This window comes from Streptomyces sp. NPDC087906 (assembly GCF_055584925.1).
The window spans coordinates 90,918-112,301 of sequence record NZ_JBVJLC010000011.1; the positions used below are offsets into that span (position 1 = coordinate 90,918).

A 21,384-nucleotide genomic window follows, 5' to 3' on the forward strand; every position below is an offset into this window, starting at 1 on the left:
GTCCTTCCTGCACGTACCCGTCCTGTGAGCTTCCCGGAGCCCCGGGCGACTCCCGCTCGTACGAGCAGGCTCCCGTGCCGCCACCGAGGGGGTGGACGATCATGGCGGCCGACCGGCCGATTGTCAGTGGCGGGCTCTAGCGTCTTTCCCATGACGCGATCCATGCAGGCACTCGCCTATTCACGTCCGTCCGCGCTGGAGAGCGCGCCTGACGGCCAGTTGCTCGGTCTGGAGACATCGGGCGGTCTGACGCCCCGTGGGGCGCAGGCCCATCCCCAGTTCTTCACGGGTTTTCTGACCTCGCCGCGGACGGCGGCCCAGGGGCTGCTCGCGGTCGCCGACGTGGCGGCTGCTCGCTACTACCAGCCGATGCTGCGCGCGTCGCTCGACCCGGTGGTCACGGGCAACGGGGACCGGTTGCGGTTCGAGTCGTTCTCCGGGTGCTGCGGCGTGTACGCCAGGCTGGATGTGCTGCGCGCCGGTCTCGACAGCGCGGACACCGGGCATGGCACAACCAATGTGGATGTGAACAACCCCCTGCGTGAGGCGCTTTCGCGGCTGGCGGGCGACGATCCGCTGCATCTGCGGGTGGGCCCGGACGAGATGGCGGTGACGACGCTCGACGGTCCGGTGGTCGAGAAGAAGGTGCCGCTGCCCGACCGCTGGCTGCGCGGGTTCGCCGAGGCGCAAGTGGCTTCCGCCGCTTTCGATCTGCGGGCCGAGCTGTCCGCGACGGAAGCGGTGCGCTTCCTGCGGTCCCTGCCGCGTCCTTCGAGCAGGTCGGGCGGTGCCTCGCGCGGTGCGATGTGGGTGATACCGGCCGGCCGTACGCTGCGGCCGACCTCCCGTCCCGTACCCGGCGCCGTCTGCCTGCCGGGCCCGGAGCGGCTGGCCGCGCTCCAGCGGGTGCTGCGGGACGCGACGGCGCTGCGGGTGTACGGGCCCGTGGCCGACGGCGCCGCGGCGGCGAGCGCGTGGGAGGTGACGCTGCCGGGGATGCGGCTCACGCTGACCTTGTCGCCCGAGGTGGCGCGCGGCTTCTCCGGTGAGGGCGGGGTGCTGGAGGCGCTGGCCGCCGACGAGTCGGCCGAGGACGCCGAGCTGGTGTCCGTACTGCTGGCCTGGGAGCCCGCCATCGAACCTGCGGATCTCGCGGCGCGCGCCGGGCTGAGCGTGGCGCGGGTGCGCGCGGCGCTGACCAGGCTGGGCTCGGCGGGCAAGGTCGGGTACGACATCGCCGACGCGGCGTACTTCCACCGGGAGCTGCCCTACGACGCCGGCCGGGTCGAGCGGCACAATCCACGGCTGACCGCCGCGCGTGCGCTGATCGCCGAAGGGGCCGTGCGGCTCGAAGGCGAGCTGGCGTCGGTGGCCTCGGGCGAGCGGCGCTACCAGGTACGGGAGGCCGCGGGGGTCCTGAGCTGCACCTGCGCCTGGTGGGCGGGGCACAGGGGCGGGCGCGGTCCGTGCAAGCACGCGCTCGCCGTCCGGATGGCGCGCCGCGGCGCGGTGCTGGTGTCGGGCGGTGCGCGATGAGTGCGCTGCTCGAAGCGGTGCGGGCCGGTGACCACGATGCCGTTCCCGGGCTGCTGAAGCCCCTGGCACCGGCGGACCGCAAGGCGGAGCTGGCGGAGCTGAAGGCGCTGCGCTCCGAGGTGCGCGGCTGGGACTGGAACCGCTGGCGGGAGCGTAGGCGCGTGCAGCGCGCCCTGCTGGTGGCGGGTGCGGGGTGTCTGACGGGGGCCGCCGCCACCGCGGCCTGGATCGGGGCCCGCGATCTGCGCGACGGCGACCGGGCGCCGTGGGGCCTGGCCGATCTGCTCGCCGACCGTGATCCTGCCTGGCTGGGCGAGGTGGCCCGCAGGCTCGCCGAGCGCAGTTCTACGGCGGAGGACGACTTCTCCCTCATCCGGGAGCTGAGCGAGCGGGCCGGTGTCCCGCTGCCCGACACGGACCCCGTGGTCCGGGGCTGGGCGAACACTGTCGGGGACCGAGAGCAGTCCTTGCTCGGCGGGCTGCGCAAGGACCCGCAGACGGCGGTGTTCGTGCCCCGGCTCTTCGAACTCGCCGAACTGCCCGACGGGGTGAGCTGGCGCACCGACGCGGAGGACCCGGGCCACTGGCCCTCGCTGCTGGCGGTGCTGGCCGACGAGGGGGTGGTCGAGCGCGCCCTGCTGGTGGACGCGTGCGTGGCCCGGCTGCTGCGCGGCGGCCGGCCGCGCGAGTTGGTCTTCTTCCTCAATGTGGCCAGGCGGCTGAGGCTGAGCCCGGCGGAGGAGGCGGCGCACACGGCCGACTGGATCGGGATGGCCGCCGACGGTACGTCGGCGGTCGCCGGCCACGCCCACGGGGTGCTCGCCCGGCTCGCGGCCGACGGCGCGCTGCCGGTCCGCAGCCTGGCCGAGCTGACCGGGGCGGTGCTGTTCCGGCCGGAGAAGAAGCTGCTGCGGGCCCAGTTGGTGCTCGTCGGGAAGGTCCTGCGCGGCGACCGGGGCGCCGCCGACGAGTTGCTGCCGGGGCTGGCCGATGCGGCGTTCGGGCATCAGGACACCGACGTCCAGGAGCGTGCGCTGAAGCTGGTGGCGCGGTATCTGGCCGATGCGGGCGAGGAGTCCCGGCAGGCGGTGGCGGCTTCGGCCGCGCTGCTGAGCCCGGTCCACCGGGCGCGTGCGGTCGAGCTGTTCGGCGATCAGTCGGTGGCAGGCGCCGACCTCGTACCGTACGAGGAGATCCTGCCTCCCGTACCGCTGCCGGTACGGCTCGCTCCGGCGCCTTCGACCGTCGCCGAGGTGGTCGAGGAGATGGTGGTGCTGTCCCGCGGGCGGGACGGCGACACCGTGTCGTTCGAGCGGACCCTCGACGGCCTGGTCAGGCTCGCCTACCAGGACGCCGCGGCGCTGACGGCCGCGCTGGGTGACGCGCTCGCGGACCGCTGGTGGTTCAAGGGCGAGAGGCGGATCGACCAGGACTCGTGGTTCGTACGGGCGGCCGATGTGGGCCTGGTCGCCGCCGCGCTGCTGGAGAAGGTGTCGGCGCGGACGCTGACGATCGTGAAGTCGCGGTGGACCGCGAACGGCAAGTGGTGTGCGCACGACGCGCTGGACGGCGTGCTCAACGCACGGCTGCGGGAGGTCGCTTCGCTGATCCGGACGAGACCGCTGCCCTTCCTGCTGGCCACTCCCACGTGGGAGTCCGGGGCGCTGGATCCCGATGTGCTGGTGGAGCGGCTGGGTGAGTACCAGCGGCTGTGCGCCACGCCCGCACCGGTCGACTTCGCCCAGGCTCTGCTGCGGGTGCGGCGCGGCGGCCGTCCGGAGACGGCCCGCGCCGCTGCGGCGCTGGGCACGCCCGAGGCGCGCCGGCTGGCCGACTGGCTCAGCGGCGGGGGAACACCCCTCCCGGCGCTGCTCCGTGACGATCTCGAAGGCCCCGCCGACCCCGCCGCGCCCGCCGCGCCCGCCGGAGGGCTGCTGCCGAGGGCCCGCAGGCTGCTGGCCGGCACGCGTGAACGGCGGGTGGTGGAGAAGGACTTCCCCCGTGAGTTCCACTGGCTGGGCCGGTCGGACGCCGAAGTGGCGCGGTACTGCTACCACTGGGGCGGCGGCCGGAACACCAACTGGCCCGCTGTGCTGCCCGAGGACAGCGAGGTGCTGGCCCACTGGCTGCTGCCCGGCGTCCAGGGCTGCGCCGAGGACACGCAGCGGGGCGGCACGTGGTGCCTGCCGGTCCTGGCCGAGATCGCCGAACTGCCGGGGCCGGGGCCCTCGCTCCATCTGGCGCTCGCGTACGGGCTCGGCGCCCGGCACCCCGCCGACCGGCTGGCGGCCGTGGACGGGCTGCTGATCCTGGCGGCCCGCGGCGGTCTCGACGGGAAGCTGCTGGGTGAGCGGACCGGGGCGCTCGTGGACGAGGACTCGGTGAAGCTGAACCGGCTCACCGACTCGCTCCGTACGGCGGCGGAGAGCGGTGCGGCCGGCACGGTCTGGTCCGTCATCCGCCCTGCTCTGCCAGCTCTGTTGGCCCCGGGGACCAAACGGACGGGACTCGGGGAGATACTGGCGGTGGCGGCCGACTGCGTGGAGCACTGCGGCGCCGCGGGCGAGGCGCCGGCCGGTCTCGCCGCGCTGGCCGCGCGGGGCGGCGCCGCGCGGGTGACGGCTCAAGCGGCCCGGCTGCTGGCCGCGTTGGCGCCACCCAACGATCACTCCACGCCAAAAACGGTAAAAACCAGCCTAAACTAAAACAGACCCATCCTTAACCCGTCAGTCACAAACCGTTCGTGATCGCGAAACACCGCTCGGTCACAGTGGTGCCATGACAGATGTGACTTCGGCGAAGAGTTCCCGCCGCCCCCACCACTGGCGGCGGGATCTGGTCGAGCTGGCCGCCCTGTTCACCGCGGTGGCGGTCGCGGACGCCATCGCGAACACGATCGCGCATGTTCCTGACGGGCTCTTCCTGCTGGTGGCCTCGGCCGTGGCGCTCGTCGCCACGGCCACGTTCCACACCTGGTGGGCACGTCACCACGGTCACGCCCCACCGGACCGGGCCGCACCCGACCAGGCCGCACCGGGCCAGGCCGCGACAGACCAGGCCGCGACGGCCGACCGACCCGACACGTCCGACGAACCGACGGCGCTGTGGCGGATGCGCACGACGGTCCGGGACGAGCCGGGCACACTCGCGCGGCTGTGCACGGCCCTCGCCACGCACCGCGTCGACATCCTCACCCTCCAGACGCACCCGCTGGCCGACGGCACGGTCGACGAGTTCCTGCTGCGCTCCCCCGCCGACCTCCAGGCGAGCGACCTCAGCAAGACCGTGTCGGCAGCGGGCGGCTGCCGTACCTGGATCGAGCGGGCCGACGCCCATGACCTGGTCGACACCCCGACCCGGGTGCTCGGTCTGGCGACCCGCACCGCCCTGGACGCCTCGGAACTGCCCCTCGCCCTGCGCCAGTTGCTGGGGCGCTGCACCATAACGTCACGGCCCGCCGTCTCCGTCACCGGCCGCCCGACCGGCGAGTTCGCGCCGGTCGAGGGCGTGCTGGACGGTACGTCGATGCGGCTGCGCGACCCGAACGGCGGCACGATCGGCGTCGAGCGCCCGTATCTCCCCTTCACCCCGACCGAGTTCGCCAGGGCCCGCGCCCTGGTCGAGCTGGACGCCCGGCTCGGCCCCCGGGTCCCGCGCGGCCAGCAGCCGCTCACCCTCCCGCAGGGCGAGGAGATCACCGTCCGCAGGGCGGACGAGGACGACCTCGAAGCGGCGCTCGCCATGCACGCGCGCTGCTCGGAGCGCACCCTGGGGCTGCGCTACCACGGCCCGGTCGGTGACGCGGACCGCTATCTGACCCATCTGCTCTCGCCCCGGTTCGGCCGGACCCTCGCCGTCTGCACGACGTCGGGCCGACTGGTCGCTCTCGGCCATCTGCTGTGGGACGGCGAAGAAACCGAGATCGCCCTGATGGTCGAGGACGCCTACCAGCAGCGCGGTATCGGCGCCGCGCTGCTCGGCCGGCTGACGGAGCTGGCCGCCGAGGCCGGCTGCGCGCATGTGTACGCCGTCACCCAGTCGTCCAACACGGGCATGGTGGCCGCCATGCGCGGCCTGGGCCTGCCGCTGGACTACCAGGTGGAGGAAGGCACCCTGGTCGTCACCGCCATGCTGGACCCGACAGCCGTGCACTCGCTGCCCCCGTACGGCGACTCCGGACGGCGCTAGACACCGCGCAGGGCGGGGCCGCGGGGCAGCGCGCCGAGTACCTGACAAGGGCATGGCAAGGGCGTGTGACAAGCCAACGACCGGCATTGATGTGACGCGGCCGGTCGCGTTCGAGAAGATGTCCCCATGTCAGACACAGCCGGCAGCGCGCTGCCCCGCCAGGTCGCCGACGCCTACGTCGACGCACTCATCGAACTCGACCCGATCACCGGCACCGTTCTGGGCGTCGCCGAGAGTTCGGCCCGCCTTCCCGACTACTCCCCCGCCGGCCGCCAGGCCCTCGCGGATCTCGCCGTCGCCACCCTGGCCAAGCTCGACGCCGCACAGAAACTGCCCGGCGCCGACAGCGAGGCAGAGGTGCGCTGCGGCCGGCTGCTGCGCGAACGCCTCACCGCCGAACTCGCCGTCCACGAAGCCGACGAGCACCTTCGCGCGGTCAGCAACATCCACTCGCCCGCCCACGCGATCCGCGACGTCTTCGCCGTCACCCCGACGAACACGGACGCCGACTGGGCGGCCGTCGCCGCCCGGCTGCGCGCGGTGCCCGCCGCGCTCGAAGGGTTCCGCGTCTCGCTCGCCCTCGGCCTCGACCGCAAGCTCCCGGGCGGCCCCCGCGCCACCGCGACCCTGATCGACCAGCTCACGCAGTGGGCGGGCGACCAGCGCGGCTGGTTCGACGACTTCGCGGCGACGGGCCCCGACGCGCTGCGCGCCGAACTCGACCCTGCGGGCGCCGAAGCCACCGCGGCCGTCGTCGCGCTGCGCGACTGGCTGCGCGACGTGTACGCGCCGGCCGTCGAGGACGCGCCGGACACCGTCGGCCGCGAGCGGTACGCCCGCTGGTCGCGCTACTTCAACGGTACCGACCTCGACCTCGGCGAGGCGTACGCGTACGGCTGGGCCGAATACCACCGGCTGCTCGCCGAGATGACGACGGAAGCGGCGAAGATCCTGCCCGGCGCCACCCCGTGGGAGGCGCTCGCCCATCTCGACGAGCACGGCAAGCACATCGAAGGCGTCGAAGAGGTCCGCGAGTGGCTGCAGGGCCTGATGGACGAGGCGATCGAGGCGCTGGACGGCACGCACTTCGAACTCGCCGAGCGAGTACGGAAGGTGGAGGCCAGGATCGCCCCGGCGGGCGGCGCGGCCGCCCCGTACTACACCACCCCGTCCGAGGACTTCTCCCGGCCCGGCCGCACCTGGCTGCCGACCATGGGCGAGACCCGCTTCCCGGTCTACGACCTGGTGTCGACCTGGTACCACGAGGGGGTGCCCGGCCATCATCTGCAGCTCGCGCAGTGGACGCATGTCGCCGACCAGCTCTCCCGCTACCAGGCGACGGTCGGCATGGTCAGCGCCAACGCCGAGGGCTGGGCGCTGTACGCGGAGCGGCTCATGGACGAGCTGGGCTTCCTGCCCGACGCGGAGCGCAGGCTCGGCTATCTCGACGCGCAGATGATGCGTGCCTGCCGGGTCATCGTGGACATCGGTATGCATCTGGAGCTGGAGATCCCGGCCGAGTCGCCGTTCCACCCGGGCGAGCGCTGGACCCCGGAACTGGCGCAGGAGTTCTTCGGCAACCACAGCGGGCGGCCCGCCGACTTCGTGGAGAGCGAGCTGACCCGGTATCTGTCGATGCCCGGCCAGGCCATCGGCTACAAGCTGGGTGAGCGCGCCTGGCTGCTGGGCCGGGAGAACGCCAAGAAGCGGCACGGCGACGCGTTCGACGCGAAGACCTGGCACATGGCGGCGCTGTCGCAGGGCTCGCTCGGCCTCGACGACCTCGTGGACGAGCTGTCCAAGCTCTGACCGCTGTCGATCCGAGGCGGCCGGGCCCCGGGGGTGTCCGGGCCCGGCCGCCCGCAGTTCCCATACGACTCGGGGGTGGCATCACACACGGGTTTCCTTCTCTGCTCCGATCCGCTGCGGGCCAGCCGGACCGATCCGGCGTTCGCCACCGAATCGGCGCTGGCCAGATCGTCGGCCGAACGGGTGGCGCTCGTCGACCACGACGCGCTGCTCGCCGGGGACACCGAAGCGGCGCTCGCCCGGGTCCCGCGCGACTCGGGCACGTACTGGTACCGGGGCTGGATGATGCCCGCTGAGGTGTACGCGGCGCTGGAGCGCGGGCTCGCGGAGCGCGGCTGCGCGCTGTTCACCGACGCGGCCGCGTTCCGTACCGCGCACGAACTGCCCGGCTGGTACGAGGAGTTCGCCGCGCTCACGCCGCGCACCGTCTGGCAGGCGCGGCCACCGGGCACCCCGCCGGAACCGGCGGCGCTCAGCGCGCTGGCCGCCCCGCTGGGTGCGGGTCCCGGGGTGGTGAAGGACTTCGTCAAGTCCCGCAAGCACGAGTGGGACGAAGCCTGCTTCATCCCCGAACTGACCGACCAGGCACGGCTCGTGTCGGTGGTGGGCCGCTTCTTCGCCCTTCAGGAGGAGTTCCTGGCCGGCGGTGTGGTGCTGCGCGCGTTCGAGCCGTTCGTGGCGGGCGGCGAGGCCCGCGTCTGGTGGCTGGACGGCAAGCCGGTCCTCACCACGGCGCATCCCGACACCCCCGAGCGGGTTCCCGCGCCTGAACTCGACGCGGTGGGCGCCGCCGTGCAGGCGCTCGGCTGCCCGTTCGTGACCACGGACATGGCGCTGCGCGACGACGGCGAGTGGCGGGTGGTGGAGGTCGGGGACGGTCAGGTCAGCGGGCTGCCGGCGGGGGCGGACGCCACGGCGCTGTTCACGGCGCTCGGCGCCCGCTGAGCCGTATTTCCGCACACCGGACCGGTCAGCCGGCCGTGCGTCCGGTGTCCACGGCCAGGATCACCGATCCCTGCCGCTCCTTCACGACCTCCAGTTGGGCCGGGATACGGCGGCGCAGATCGGCGACGTGGCTGACGATGCCGACGCTGCGGTCCCGTTCGCGCAGCGAGTCCAGGACGTCCAGGACCTCGTCCAGGGTCTGGTCGTCCAGGCTGCCGAAGCCCTCGTCGATGAAGAGGGTGTCGAGCCGTACGCCGCCGGCCTCGTCGGTGACGACGTCGGCCAGGCCGAGCGCGAGGGACAGGGAGGCGAAGAAGGTCTCGCCGCCGGAGAGCGTGGAGGTGTCACGGGCGCTGCCGGTCCAGGCGTCGACCACCTGGAGGCCGAGCCCGGAGCGCGACCGGCCCGACGCCCTGGCGTCGGAGTGCAGCAGCGCGTACCGCCCGGCGGACATCCGCTGGAGCCGTACGGTGGCCGCCGCGGCGACCTGTTCGAGCCGGGCGGCGAGCACGTACGCCTCCAGGCGCATCCGGCGTTCGTTGTCGGTGGACGTGCCCGCGGCGAGTCCGGCGAGCCGGGCCACCCGGTCGTACTCCTCGCGCAGCGGGCCGAGGGCGCGCACTTCGCTCTCGGCCTGCCGGGAGAGCCTGGCCAGTTCGGCGCGGCGGTCGTCGGCGGTGGCGCGGGCCGACGTGGCGTCGCGCAGGGCGCGCTCCGCCATGTCGTGGGCGGTGCGGGCCCCTTCGGGGTCGGCGGCGGGGCGGGCCGCGGCGTCGGCGGTGTCCGGTTCGGCGAGCCGTTCGGCGATCTTGGCCGCCTCGCTCTGCCACTCGTCCACCAGATGCTGGGTGGCGCGCCGGGCGGCCGTGCCGAGCAGCGCGTCGGCCGCGGCGCGCGGGGTGTCGAAGCCGGCCCGGAAGGCGGCGGTGGCGAGCTTGTCGTCGGCTTCCTTGAGCCGTACCGCCGTGGTCTCCACGGCCCGTACGGCGTCGGCCGCCGCGGCCAGCCAGCGCGCCCCCGAGTCCAGTTGGGCCGCGCGGGCGGCGACACTGGGGGCGTCGCCGCGCGCCTTGGCCAACTCGTCGCGCAGTGCGGCCTGTTCGCGGTCGAGGGCTTCGCGCCGCGAGGTACGGGCGGCGATCCTGCGCTCGGCGCCCGACTGGGCGGCCAGTCGGTTCCGCTGTTCCCGCTCGGCGCTTTCCAGCGCTTCGCGGGCCGCGTGCGTGCCCGCCGCGAGGGTGTGCGCCGCGCGGTGTTCGTCCTCCAGCCGCCCGGTGAGCCGGGTCAGTTCGGCGACGCTCGCACCGTCCGCCTCGGCCTCGGCCGCCACGTACCGCTCCCGTACGGCGCTGTGCGCGGCGTCGGCCCGGTCGCGGGCCAGACCCAGGCTCCGGTACCGGTTCAGCGCCGACTCCTCGGCCGCCGGGTCCACCTGACCGGCCGTCACCCGGGCCGGGGCCGGATGGTCGGCGGAGCCGCAGACCGCGCAGGGTTCGCCGTCCGCGAGCCGGGCCGCCAACTCCGCCGCCATGCCGTGCAGTCTGCGTTCGCGCAGCTCCAGCCAGCGCTCATGGGCCTGGTTGGTGTGTTCCTTCGCGGTGTCGAGCGTGCGCGCGGCGTCCTCGACCGCCGTCCGGAGGTCGTCGCGCCGGCGGGCGGCGGCGAGCTGCCGCGCGGCCGGGTCGAGTTGACCGGCGAGCTGTTCGGCGCGGGCGGCGGCCACCTGCGCCTCGTCGATACGGGCCAGCAGCGCGGCCCGGGTGGGCTCCCAGCCGCTCAGCCAGCCGGCGGCGTCCTGGAGGATCGCGTCGTCGGACCGCGCCTCCAGGTCAAGGGCCGCACGCTCCTCGCTGATGTCGGCGCTGCGCAGCTCGGCGGTCCTGGCGGCGGCCAGGGCGCCGAGCTGCTGGCTCACCGACCGTTCCAGCGCGACGAGTTGTTCGGCTCCGGCCTCGGCGAGGACGGCCGGCAGGTGGGCCGGGCGGCCGTGCAGCACACGGTCGTGCTCCGCCGCCGCGCTGCGGTGTGCGCGCTCGGCGTCCTCGCGCAACTCCAGCGCGGGCGCGACGAGTTCCGCCTTGTGCGCCCGGTCGAGGACGGCCTGCGCCCGGTCGCGCGCCGGGCGGCGCTCCTCCAGCGTGTCGGCGCGCCGCCGGGTCTCGGCGAACCGGTCCTGGAGTCTGGCCAGTTCACGCTCGCTGTCCAGGGCCCTGCGGGCCGCCGCCTGTCTGCTCCCGGCCGCTTCGAGCGCCGCCGCCGCGATGTCGGCCCGCTCGACCGCGAGCGACCGGGCGAGCGCGGCCCATTCCAGGACGGCGGGTGCCAGGCCCGGGTCGCCCGGCTGCCGCTCGGGCAGCGGCGGCGCCGAACTGTCCCGCGCCGCCTGGTCGATGCGCTGCGCGACGGACAGCAGCCGCTCGTCGCCCGCGCGCACCTGGTGCTCCGCCGCCCGGCGCAGCTCGGCGAGCCGGTCCTCGACGGCGGCGAACCTGCGGGTGTCGAAGAGCCGGCCGAGCAGTTTGCCGCGCGCCTCGGCGTCGGCCCGCAGGAAGCGGGCGAAGTCGCCCTGCGGCAACAGGACGACCTGGCAGAACTGGTCCCTGCTCATCCCGCCGAGGAGTTGGCTGATCTCCTCGCCGATCTCCTGGTGGGAGCGGCTGAGCGCCCGCCAGTCGCCGCTGTCGGCGTCGTACTGGCGCAGCCGGCTCTGGGCCTTCTCGGTGGTGAAACCCGTGCCGCGCAGTTTGCGGCGGAGCTGGGCGGGGCGCCGGGTGATCTCCAGTCTGCGGCCTGCGACGGTCAGTTCGAGGCTGATCTCGGTGGCGGTACCGGCCGCCGCGTGGTCGCTGCGCAGCGCCGCCCCGGCTCCCTGCCGGGCGCCGGGGACCTCGCCGTACAGCGCGTAGCACACGGCGTCCAGGATCGAGGTCTTGCCCGCGCCCGTCGGCCCGTGCAGCAGGAAGATCCCGGCGGTGGAGAGCGCGTCGAAGTCGACCTCCTCGGTACCGGCGAAGGGTCCGAAGGCGGCGACGGTCAGCCGGTGGAGTCTCATGGGGTCACCTCGCGTACGGTCGCGTCGACCCGTACGTCGTCGAAGGCGCCGCGCAGCACGGCGCGTTCGCGGGTGTCGGGTCCCGCGCCGCCCCTGACGTGCGCGACGAAGTCCTCGGCGATCTGCTGGTCGGTGCGGCCGTGCAGCCGGCGCGCGTAGGAGGCGTGCGGGTCGTCGTCGGCCTTGTCTGGGTCGAAGACCAGGCTGAGCGTGTGCGGGAAGCGCTTGGTGAGCCGGGCCATGGGTTCGGCGGGGCGGACCGGGTCGGTGAGCGTCACCTCGGTCCACGCGTCCTCGTGCCGGGCCAGCGCCGGGTCTTCGAGCAGGTCGTCGATCCTGCCGCGCAGCCGGGCCAGCGCGCGGGGCACGGGGCAGTCGATCCGCTCGGCCTCGATCTCGCCGCCGGGGCCGAGGTCCACCAGCCACATCGTCTTGCGGTGGGTGGCCTCGGAGAACGAGTACGCGAGCGGCGATCCGGCGTAGCGGACGCGCTCGGTCACGCTCTGCGCCCCGTGCAGATGGCCGAGCGCGGCGTAGTCGACCCCGTCGAAGACCGCGGCGGGCACGGACTCCACCCCGCCGACGGTGATGTCGCGCTCGCTGTCGCTGGGCGCGCCGCCGGCGACGAAGGCGTGGGCGAGTACGACGGAGCGGGTGCCGGGGGTACGGGCGGCGAGGTCGCTTCGTACCCGCGCCATCGCGGCGCCGAGCACCGCTTCGTGTCCGGTCTTCGGAGCCTTGAACTCGTCGCGTACCAGGGCCGGTTCCAGATACGGCAGGCCGTAGAAGGCGACGTCGCCGTGGGTGTCGGTGAGTAGGACGGGGGTGGCGCAGCGCGCCGGGTCGGTGCGCAGATGGATGCCCGCCCGCTCGATGAGGCCGGCCCCGACGCCGAGTCGGCGGGCCGAGTCGTGGTTCCCGGAGATCATGACGGTCGGTACGCCCGCATCGGCGAGCCGGTGCAGCGCCCGGTCGAACAAGTCGACTGCGGTGAGCGGCGGCACGGCCCGGTCGTAGACGTCGCCCGCGACCAGCAGGACGTCCACGGAACGGTCGACGGCCGTCGCCACGAGGTGGTCGAGGAAGGCGGCCTGGGCGTCCAGCAGGCCGACCCGGTGGAACGAGCGGCCGAGATGCCAGTCCGACGTGTGCAGAATCCTCAACAGACAGCTCCGAGCCCCATCGTTCCCTTCCCCACCCGCGCGCCGCACCTGCGCCGCCGCTCCGGGTCTGCCGGCCGGTCAACAGCCCACCACGCTAGCGCCGATCGTTCCCGGCTCCCCCACGGACCTCCGATTTGCTCACGCGTCGCCGTACGCCTCGTCACCCAGGTCCAGTACCGCCGTGCCCGCCGTCGTGTCGGCGAGCCAGCCGCGGAAGGCGGCCACCTCCGCGTCGGGGAGGGCGATCTCGATCGTGACGGCCGCCGCGTACCGGACCTCGCGCACGGCGCGGCCGGTGGAGCGCAGGTCGTTCTCCAGCTTTCCCGCGCGCTGGTGGTCGACGGTGACGGTGGCGAGCCGCAGCCGCTGCCGGGTGCGGGTGCCGACCGCGTCCAGGGCTTCGCCGACGGCTCCGCCGTACGCCCTGATCAGACCGCCGGCGCCGAGCTTGACGCCGCCGAAGTAGCGGGTGACGACGGCCACGACGAAGCGTGTCTCGCGGCGCAGCAGCATCTGGAGCATGGGCACGCCGGCCGTGCCGCCCGGCTCGCCGTCGTCGCTCGCCCGCTGTACGGAGGCGTCGGCGCCGATCACGTACGCGAAGCAGTGGTGGCCCGCGGTGGGGTACTCGGCGCGTACGGCCGCGATGAACTCCTGCGCCTCCCGCTCGGTCGCGGCGGGCGCGAGGGAGCAGATGAAGCGTGAGCGGTTCACCTCTGTCTCGTGCACTCCGGCGCGGGCGATCGTTCTGTACTGCTCCTGCATTCGGCCCACCCTATGCGCCGGGAACGGCCGGGTCGCACGGGCCGTTGTGCAGGTCATGGACGCAGAGACAGAGACGATCCGCAGGATTCTGACCTCGACGGGTGACACCTGGGCGGTGGTGGGCCTGTCGAACAACACGGCGCGCGCCGCCTACGGGGTCGCCGGGGTCCTGAAGCGCTTCGGCAAGCGCGTCGTGCCGGTGCATCCGAAGGCCGAGACGGTCCACGGCGAGCAGGGGTACGCGTCGCTGGCCGACATCCCGTTCCCGGTGGACGTGGTGGATGTGTTCGTCAACAGCGACCTGGCGGGCGCGGTCGCCGACGAGGCTGTCGCGGTGGGCGCCAAGGCCGTCTGGTTCCAGTTGGACGTCATCGACGACGCGGCGTATGAACGTACCCGCGCGGCCGGACTCGACATGGTCATGGACCGCTGCCCCGCCATCGAGATCCCCGCCCTGCGCTGACCGGGGCGCGGCTCATCGCCCGAAGGCCCACGCCACCATGAGGGGCAGTTCCTCCTGCCAGAAGGCGCCGCCGTGCGATCCTGCCCGCTCGGTCATGACGACGTCCCCGCCCGCGTCGCGGAGCGCGTCCGCCCAGCGCACCGCGTTCGCGCGGAAGAACGGCTCCGACGTGCCCGCGACGAAGTACGCGCGCGGAAGCGGCGTCGGCAGCGGGTCGGCGGGGCGGTAGCCGGCGCCCGGCGACGCGCAGAAGACCGCGCCGTAGAGTTCCGGGTGCCGAAGCCCCAGGGCGAGCGCCAGTTCCCCGCCGGCGGAGACACCGAACACGGCGGTCCGCACGGCGGGCAGCGCGACTCCGAAGCGCGAGCGCGTCCATCGGCGGACGCCGTCGACGAAGAACTCCTCGTGTGCCGCGAACCGTTCGGGGTCGAAGTCCGGTGAGTACTCATGCAGCCGCAGGGTCTCGTCCGCCGTCCGGTGCGCACCGACGACCATCGTGGGCGGCACGTCGGCCGCCGCCTCCAGAACCGCGCCCCACCGCGGGACCATCTGGCCGTCACCGGCGAACACGACGGCCTCGGGCGCACGCGGCGGCACGTACGCCGTGACGTGCCGGCCGCCGTCGTACCCGAGCGTCTCCGTGACGAGTTCCCCGGTGCCGGCCATGGTCTCTTCTCCCTCAGCTTCGCTCTTACGGCTCCGTCAGGACGACCTGTACGCCGCGTCCGCGCAGCGCTTCGACCACGGATGGTTCGGCGGCGCCGTCGGTGACGAGGGTCCAGCCCGGGGGCAGTTGCGCCCAGGCGTGGAAAGGGCCGCGGCCGAGCTTCGCCGCGTGTGCGAGGACGTACACCTGCTCGGCGCGGTGGGCCATCAGCTCCTTGAGGCGGGTCTGGCGCAGGTCCGCCTCGCAGATGCCGTGCTCGGGCGAGACGCCGTCGGCGCCGAGGAAGACCCGGTCGAAGGTCATCCGGTCCAGCGCCGCCTCGGTCAGCGGGCCGACGAAGCCCTGGCTGAGCGGGCGCAGGGTGCCGCCGAGGCATTCGATGTGCAGGGTCTCCACGTCGGAGAGTTCCTGAAGGGCCGTCAGACCCGTGGTGGCGATGGTCAGTTCCTTGGCGGTGCGCAGTTCGTGCGCGAGCGCCCCCACGGTGGATCCCGCGTCGAGCAGGATCGTCTCGCCCGCCCCTATCTGTGCCGCGGCCCAGCGGGCGATGGCCTGTTTCGCCTCGAACGCCTCGCCGGTGCGCTGGCGCAGCGACGCCTCGGGGTGTGCGGCGAGCGCCATCGCACCGCCGTACGTGCGGGCGAGCCGCCCGTCGCCGGTGAGTTTCGCCAGATCGCGGCGGATCGTCGAGGCCGTCACACCGAAGAGCTGGGACAGCTCTTCGACGCTGGCGAGGCCCGTGGTGTTGGCCAGGTGGACGATGCGGTCACGGCGAGCCGTGGATCCGATCGGGGTCATCGGCACTGATCCTCTTTCGACGGATTCCCGCACCGGTTCACTCACCGGACGGCTGCTCACCGGACGGCTGCGGAGGACATCTCGGCCGCCTGGCGCAGGGCCTCGACCATGCTACCGGCCTCCGCGACGCCGGTACCCGCGATGTCGAACGCGGTGCCGTGGTCGACCGACGTGCGGATGACGGGGAGTCCGACGGTGAGATTGACACCGGCCTCGATGCCGAGCACCTTCACGGGGCCGTGCCCCTGGTCGTGGTACATGGCCACGATCAGGTCGTAGTCGCCTCGGCCGGCGAGGAAGAACGCGGTGTCGGCGGGGAGCGGGCCGCGCGCGTCGATGCCGTCGGCGCGCAGGATGTCGATGGCGGGCACGATCTTCTCCTCCTCCTCGCCGTAGCCGAACAGGCCGTTCTCGCCCGCGTGCGGGTTGATGCCGCAGACCCCGATGACGGGTTCCGGCACGCCGGCCCGCACCATCGCCTGGTGGCCCCTGCGCACGGTGCGCTCCACCAGGCCCGGTTCGATGCGGTTGACCGCGTCGATCAGTCCGATGTGGGTGGTGACGTGAATGACCTTCACCTTGGGTGTCGACAGCATCATCGACACCTCCTTGACGCCGGTGAGATGGGCCAGCAGTTCGGTGTGTCCGGGGTAGAGGTGCCCCGCCGCGTGCAGCGCCTCCTTGTTGAGGGGGGCGGTGCAGATGCCGTCGGCCCGTCCGCCGAGGGCGAGTTCGGCCGCGACCCGTACGTAGTGGTACGCGGCGTCGCCCGCGACGGCGGACAGTCGGCCCCAGGGCAGGTCGGCGGGGAGCAGCCCCAGGTCGATGACGTTGACCCGGCCGGGGGTGAACTCGGCGTCCTCGGGCCCTTCGACGGGCACGATCTCGCAGTCGATGCCCAGCAGCGCGGCTGCCTGGCGCAGCCGTCCCGCGTCGCCGACGACCACGGGCCGGCAGCGGGCCAGGGTGTCCGGGTCGAGCAGCGCGGGGACGATCACCTCGGGGCCGATACCGGCACCGTCGCCCATGGTGACCGCGATGACGGGGAGCCGGGCGGTGCCGCTGCCGGTCTGCTGGGCGCTGTCGGCGGTCGGGCTTGCGTTCACAGGGCTTCTCCTTGCGGTACGGGGTGGGGCCGGAGGCCGGGGCGGAGCGTGCGGACGATCCGCAGCAGCGAGTCGGCGTCGCCGAAGCTGCCCGGCCGGGTGACGACCGAGCGGCCGTCGGCCGTCGTGCTGTGCACGGCGCCGTGCTGGATCTGTCCGAGGGGGAAGAGCTGGGTGACGCCGAGGGCGTCGAGGACCCGGCGGGCGGTCTCGCCGCCGGTCAGTACGAGATCGGCGGGGGCGGGCGGGGCGGCCAGGGGCAGGGCGGCCACGGTCCTGGCGAGTCCCGCCACCAGGGCGCGCGCCGTGCCGGGGCTGATGCCGCAGGATCCGTCGATGCTGAGGACGGTGACCCCGCGGGGGTCGAGGTCGGGCAGTACGGAGGCGCCCGCAGGCGCGCCGAGGACGTCGGGCGGCAGCGCGATGTGGTGCGCGCCGACGGCGGTGAGTTGCGCGATCTGCGCAACGGCAGTGGGTTCGGCTGTGCCGACCACGACGAGCAGCGGCCGAACCTGCCCTCCCCCGAACGCCGATGACGGTACGTCAGGACGCCCCATGAGCCGTCCGACGGCGGCGGCGAGGCCGCCCGTGCCCATCAGCCGTACACCCGGGCCGCAGCCGGCGGCGGCCCGGACGACCGCGTCGAGGTCGGCGTCGCTCTCACCGTCGCAGACGGGTGCGAGCCCGTCGGCGACGAGGGTGCGGAGCCGCTGACGCAGCGCTTCGGCCGGGCCTCTGACCACCGCGAGCGGGACCACCTCGGTACGGATGCCGGTGTCCCGGGCCGTCCGGCCGAGCGCCTCGGCGACGGAGCGCGGCGGCGGCGCGCTCTCGGCGCGCCAGGCGTCCGTCTCGTGCAGGGGCGTGCCGTGCAGATGGACGACGCCGCCGCGTGCGGTGCGTCCGACGGCGGGCAGCGCGGTGGCGATGACCAGCCCTTCGGCGCCTTCGGCGAAGGCGGCGGCCTCGGCCGCGAGATTGCCCCGCAGCAGCGAGTCGGTCTTCTTCAGGACCAGGGTGCCGGGTGCGCCGGCGGCCCCGCCGAGCCCGGTCAGCGCGTCCGCCACCGCCGCGTGCGCCTCGTCCGCCGAGAGCTGGCGGGTGTCGAGGTCGAGGACGACGGCCGCACCCTCGGCGGGCGCGGGCGCGGCGGCGGGTCCGAGGACGACCGTGCTGCGGATCCGCAGCAGGGCGGCCGTCTCGGCGGCTCCGGACAGGTCGTCCGCCAGCGCGATGACGCGGCCGGGCGGACGTATGCCGCCGCTGTTCGGGGACACGGGTGCGGTTCTCTCCTCGGGTGACCGGGACGGCGGTCCCGACGGACCGCCTCGGCGGCTGATGATGGCACACCTTGCGCGAAATGCGCGAGACCTCTTGCGCGAAACACGCAATCGTGCGACGTTTTGCGCCGCGACAACCTGCCGCCCCCGACATACCGGGCGGCGGTCCGAGCCAGTCGCGTCCAAGAACCCGAGAAGGTCAACGATGACCCGTACTCCCCTGAGTGAGACGCTCAGCCGTCGCACCCTGCTGCAGTGGGGCGCGGCCGGCGGAGCCGCGATCACGCTCGGCCCGCTGACGGCATGTGCCGGGCCCACCGGCGCCCCCGGGCCCGGCACGCTGACACTGGGCCTGAACCGCTCGCTCGTCAGCCTCGACAACAAGCTGAACCAGTTCGACGCGGCGGTGACCGTACAGCGCGCCGTCCGGCAGACCCTGACCCGTATCGGGCCCGGTATGAAGACCCAACTGGTCCTCGCCGACCGGTTCGAGATGACCGAGCCCACCGTCTGGGACGTCCGGTTGCGCGCCGGGGTCCGCTACTCCGACGGCAGCCCGGTCACCGTCACCGACGTCTCCACCGCCCTGACCATGTACGGCAAGGTCAACGGCTCCTTCCTGCTCGGGCTCTTCCCCGAGCTGCCCACCGTCGAGGCCACCGGGGCCCGCACGTTCCGGCTGCACACCAAGAAGCCGGTACCGGTGCTGGATCTGCTGATGGCCAACATCCACATCACGCCCGCCAAGGCGAACCGCCCGGAGGAACTCAGCTCCGGGATCGGTTCGGGCCCCTACAGGGTGCTCAGCGCCAACGGCGGCGCGGGCGAGTACACCCTCGGCCGCAACCCCCACTACTGGGGGAAGCCGCCCGCCGTCGAGAACGTACGGGTGCGCTTCGTGCCCGAGGAGTCCAGCCGGGTCGTCGCGATCCGCAGCGGCGAAATCGACGTGATTGACACGCTCACGCCCGACTCGGCCGAGCAGCTCCAGGGGCTGCCGGGCGTCACGCTCGAAGAGAGCGCCGGCACCCGGTTGTGCGTGCTGTTCTACAACTTCCGCAAGCCCAAGGGCCATCCGCTCGCCGACACCCGGGTCCGCAAGGCGCTCACCTACGCCATCGACGGCAAGGCGCTGGTACGCGACGTACTGACCGGCGCGGCCGAGCAGACCGACGGGGTCGTGCCGATCGCCCTCCAGGGCGCGATACGCACCGGCGCGTACGCCTTCGACCCGGGCCTCGCCCGCAAGACGCTGCGGACGCTCGGCGCCGACGGGCTCAAGGTGAAGATCATCTGGGAGTCGGGCGAGTTCGCAGCTGACGCCTCCGTCATGGAGGCCGTCGTGTCGATGCTGGGGGACGTCGGGGTCCGCGCCACGCTCCAGGAGTTCGAGCCGGGCGGCGACATCCTCAAGTGGCGCCAGGGCCGCGGCGGCGACTGGGACATCATCGGCAACGGCTTCGGCAATCCCACCGGGCTCGCGCTGACCACCCTGCAGGGCCTCTACGGCGGCACACCCGCCAAGGAGCGCACCGGCGACGCGTTCATGGGATACGTGAAGCCGGAGATCGAACAGGCGCTGTCGGCCGCGGCCCAGGAGGTCGACCCGGCCGAGCGCACCACCCGGCTCGGCAACGTCCAGCGCGCCATCTGGGACACCTGGCCGTGCCTGTGGGCCTTCGCACCGAACACCCTGCTCGCGCGCCGCGACCGGGTGGCCGGGCTCGATCTGCTCCCGATCAACTCCTACGACCTGTCCGCAGTGCGGCTGGAGGGCTGAGCCGTGCCGATGTATCTGGCCCGCCGTGTCGGGCAGAGCCTGCTGACCGTATTTCTGACCCTGTCCGCCGTCTTCGTGCTCGTACGGCTCGCCCCCGGCGACCCGGCAGCCGCCTACGCGGGACCTTCCGCCACCACCGCCGACCTGGCGCACATCCGCGCGCAGTTCGGCCTCGACAAGCCGATGATCACGCAGTACGGCATCTTCCTGCGCGACCTGGTCACCGGGGATCTGGGCACGAGCTACTCGTTCCACTCCCCGGCGCTCCAGGTCGTGCTGGACCGCATGCCGTACACGCTCACCCTGTCCGTCGCCGCGATCATCGTGACCGTCGTCGTCGGGGTCCCGCTCGGCGTCTGGATGGCCCGCAGGGCGGACACCACCCGCGAGGTGGGCGCCAACGTGCTGACCATCGCGGGGCAGTCCATGCCGGACTTCTGGACGGGCGTGATGCTGCTGACGGTCTTCGCCGTCCTGATACCGGTACTGCCCGCTTCCGGATTCACCTCGTGGAGCGGTCTGATCCTGCCGACCGTGACCGTCGCCATTCTGCAACTGGCGCTCGTCTCCCGGCTCGTACGGCGCGAGATGACGACGGCGCTCGCCTCGCCCTACATCACGGTCGCCCGCTCGCGCGGTGTCGGCGAATCCGCGCTGACCTGGCGCTACGCGCTCGGCAACTCGGGTGTGCCGCTGCTCACCGCGATCGGCACCCGGTTCGCCGCGATGCTCAACGGCGTGGTGGTGGTCGAAGTCGTCTTCGGCTGGCCCGGCGTCGGCTCCCTCGTCGTACGCGCCCTGGAGACCCGCGACTACCCGCTCATCCAGGCCACCGTGCTCGTCACCGCAACCCTCGCGATCCTCGTCCAACTCCTTGTCGACCTGGCCTATCCGCTGCTCGACCCGCGGGTACGTCTCGGAAAGGCGGCCTGAGCATGAGTGCCACCCTCACCCGGCCGAGCGCGGTCACACCGCGCCAACTGGCCCGCGCCACCGCGACCCGGCAGCAGCGCGCCGCACACGTCAAGCTGTGGGCGGGCGCGGTCTGCACCGTGATCGTCGCGCTGCCCGTGGCACTGGCCGGCGTGCTGCCGCTGCCCGCCGCCGACGCGCAGGACCTGTCGGCGCGCCGGCTGGCCCCCTTCACCGACGGGCATGTCTTCGGCACCGATCAGCTCGGCCGCGACCTGCTCTCCCGTGTCCTGCACGGCGGGCAGGTGTCCCTGACGGTCGGCCTGCTCGCCGTGCTCGTCTCCGGCATCATCGGCCTGGTCGCCGGGTCCGCAGCCGGGTACTTCGGCGGCTGGGTCGACGCGGTCGTCTCCCGCGTGCTCGAAGCGCAGCTCGCCCTGCCGCTGCTGATGATGCTGCTCCTGGTGGTGGCCCTCTTCGGGCCCTCCGTCACCGTCATCACCTGCGTGATCGCGGTGGCCCAGTGGCCCGAGGTGGCCCGGCTGACCCGCTCGCTCGTGCTCGTCGAGCGGGAGAAGCCGTACGTGGCGGCGGCCCGGGTGCTGGGGCTGCGCAACTGGTCGATCCTCGGCCGGCACATCGTGCCCAACATCATCCGGCCCGCCAGCCTGGTCATCCTGCTGCTGCTCGCCCAGGCCGTCCTGCTGGAGAGCGCCCTGAGCTTCCTCGGCGCCGGACCGCAGCGGCCCTTCGCCACCTGGGGCCGCATCATCTCCGACGGGCAGGACTACCTGACCACCTCGTGGTGGCTGGTGACCCTGCCGGGACTGGTCATCGCGCTGCTGGTCGTCGGGGTCAACCTGATGGGCGACGGGCTGCGCGACCGTACCCGCACACGCACCACGAAGGGAGCCTGAGCC

16 protein-coding genes are annotated in these 21,384 nt (G+C 73.4%); 9 read left to right on the forward strand and 7 right to left on the reverse strand.

Annotated elements, in window-relative coordinates; all coding sequences use genetic code 11:
• The first annotated feature begins 150 nt into the window (after positions 1 to 150).
• From ACZ63I_RS27450 to ACZ63I_RS27470, 5 genes are all read left to right on the forward strand, one after another.
• A complete protein-coding gene (locus ACZ63I_RS27450; protein WP_469341775.1) occupies positions 151 to 1,536 on the forward strand; it encodes an SWIM zinc finger family protein in 1,386 nt (461 codons plus the stop codon).
• Positions 1,533 to 4,241, forward strand: coding sequence for a DUF7824 domain-containing protein (locus ACZ63I_RS27455; RefSeq protein WP_469341777.1), 2,709 nt, complete (start codon positions 1,533 to 1,535; stop codon positions 4,239 to 4,241). The genes ACZ63I_RS27450 and ACZ63I_RS27455 overlap by 4 nt, the downstream gene beginning before the upstream one ends.
• Before the next feature lie 73 nt (positions 4,242 to 4,314).
• Entirely contained in the window at positions 4,315 to 5,724 is a 1,410-nt protein-coding gene (locus ACZ63I_RS27460; RefSeq protein WP_469341778.1) for a GNAT family N-acetyltransferase, read from the forward strand.
• Between the two features lie 126 nt (positions 5,725 to 5,850).
• A complete protein-coding gene (locus ACZ63I_RS27465; protein WP_469341779.1) occupies positions 5,851 to 7,533 on the forward strand; it encodes a DUF885 domain-containing protein in 1,683 nt (560 codons plus the stop codon).
• Between the two features lie 75 nt (positions 7,534 to 7,608).
• Positions 7,609 to 8,478: an ATP-grasp domain-containing protein gene (locus tag ACZ63I_RS27470; RefSeq protein WP_469341780.1), complete on the forward strand. Its 870-nt coding sequence runs from the start codon at positions 7,609 to 7,611 to the stop codon at positions 8,476 to 8,478.
• Positions 8,479 to 8,503: 25 nt separating this feature from the next.
• Here the strand turns inward: ACZ63I_RS27470 and ACZ63I_RS27475 are convergent, their stop codons facing one another.
• From ACZ63I_RS27475 to ACZ63I_RS27485, 3 genes are all read right to left on the reverse strand, one after another.
• Entirely contained in the window at positions 8,504 to 11,530 is a 3,027-nt protein-coding gene (locus ACZ63I_RS27475) for an AAA family ATPase (protein ID WP_469341781.1), read from the reverse strand.
• The gene (locus ACZ63I_RS27480; protein ID WP_469341783.1) at positions 11,527 to 12,693 is read right to left on the reverse strand and encodes an exonuclease SbcCD subunit D; all 1,167 of its coding nucleotides are present in this window, start codon (positions 12,691 to 12,693) and stop codon (positions 11,527 to 11,529) included. Before ACZ63I_RS27480 ends, ACZ63I_RS27475 begins: the two co-directional genes overlap by 4 nt.
• Before the next feature lie 138 nt (positions 12,694 to 12,831).
• Entirely contained in the window at positions 12,832 to 13,458 is a 627-nt protein-coding gene (locus tag ACZ63I_RS27485) for a YigZ family protein (protein WP_469341784.1), read from the reverse strand.
• A gap of 55 nt (positions 13,459 to 13,513) precedes the next feature.
• Here ACZ63I_RS27485 and ACZ63I_RS27490 point away from each other — a divergent pair, with 55 nt between their 5' ends.
• Entirely contained in the window at positions 13,514 to 13,921 is a 408-nt protein-coding gene (locus ACZ63I_RS27490; protein WP_469341785.1) for a CoA-binding protein, read from the forward strand.
• A 12-nt stretch (positions 13,922 to 13,933) separates the two neighbouring features.
• Here the strand turns inward: ACZ63I_RS27490 and ACZ63I_RS27495 are convergent, their stop codons facing one another.
• From ACZ63I_RS27495 to ACZ63I_RS27510, 4 genes are read right to left on the reverse strand one after another with little or no spacing between them, the layout of a single operon-like run.
• The gene (locus ACZ63I_RS27495; protein WP_469341786.1) at positions 13,934 to 14,587 is read right to left on the reverse strand and encodes an alpha/beta hydrolase; all 654 of its coding nucleotides are present in this window, start codon (positions 14,585 to 14,587) and stop codon (positions 13,934 to 13,936) included.
• Between the two features lie 25 nt (positions 14,588 to 14,612).
• Positions 14,613 to 15,386, reverse strand: coding sequence for a DeoR/GlpR family DNA-binding transcription regulator (locus tag ACZ63I_RS27500; RefSeq protein WP_469341787.1), 774 nt, complete (start codon positions 15,384 to 15,386; stop codon positions 14,613 to 14,615).
• Positions 15,387 to 15,442: 56 nt separating this feature from the next.
• Positions 15,443 to 16,492 (reverse strand): 4-hydroxythreonine-4-phosphate dehydrogenase PdxA, encoded by a 1,050-nt coding sequence (gene pdxA / locus ACZ63I_RS27505; protein WP_469341788.1) that lies wholly within the window; start codon positions 16,490 to 16,492, stop codon positions 15,443 to 15,445.
• Positions 16,489 to 17,769 carry a four-carbon acid sugar kinase family protein gene (locus ACZ63I_RS27510; RefSeq protein ID WP_469341790.1) on the reverse strand — a complete coding sequence of 427 codons (1,281 nt, stop codon included), beginning with the start codon at positions 17,767 to 17,769 and terminating at the stop codon, positions 16,489 to 16,491. The genes pdxA and ACZ63I_RS27510 overlap by 4 nt, the downstream gene beginning before the upstream one ends.
• Before the next feature lie 208 nt (positions 17,770 to 17,977).
• Between ACZ63I_RS27510 and ACZ63I_RS27515 the strand changes: the two genes are divergently transcribed.
• Genes ACZ63I_RS27515 through ACZ63I_RS27525 form a run of 3 tightly spaced genes read left to right on the forward strand, consistent with a single transcriptional unit; the run spans position 17,978 to position 21,381 of the window.
• A complete protein-coding gene (locus ACZ63I_RS27515) occupies positions 17,978 to 19,552 on the forward strand; it encodes an ABC transporter substrate-binding protein (protein WP_469341791.1) in 1,575 nt (524 codons plus the stop codon).
• Between the two features lie 9 nt (positions 19,553 to 19,561).
• The gene (locus ACZ63I_RS27520; RefSeq protein ID WP_469341963.1) at positions 19,562 to 20,485 is read left to right on the forward strand and encodes an ABC transporter permease; all 924 of its coding nucleotides are present in this window, start codon (positions 19,562 to 19,564) and stop codon (positions 20,483 to 20,485) included.
• 2 nt (positions 20,486 to 20,487) lie between these two features.
• Entirely contained in the window at positions 20,488 to 21,381 is an 894-nt protein-coding gene (locus ACZ63I_RS27525; RefSeq protein WP_469341792.1) for an ABC transporter permease, read from the forward strand.
• The last annotated feature ends 3 nt before the right edge of the window (positions 21,382 to 21,384 follow it).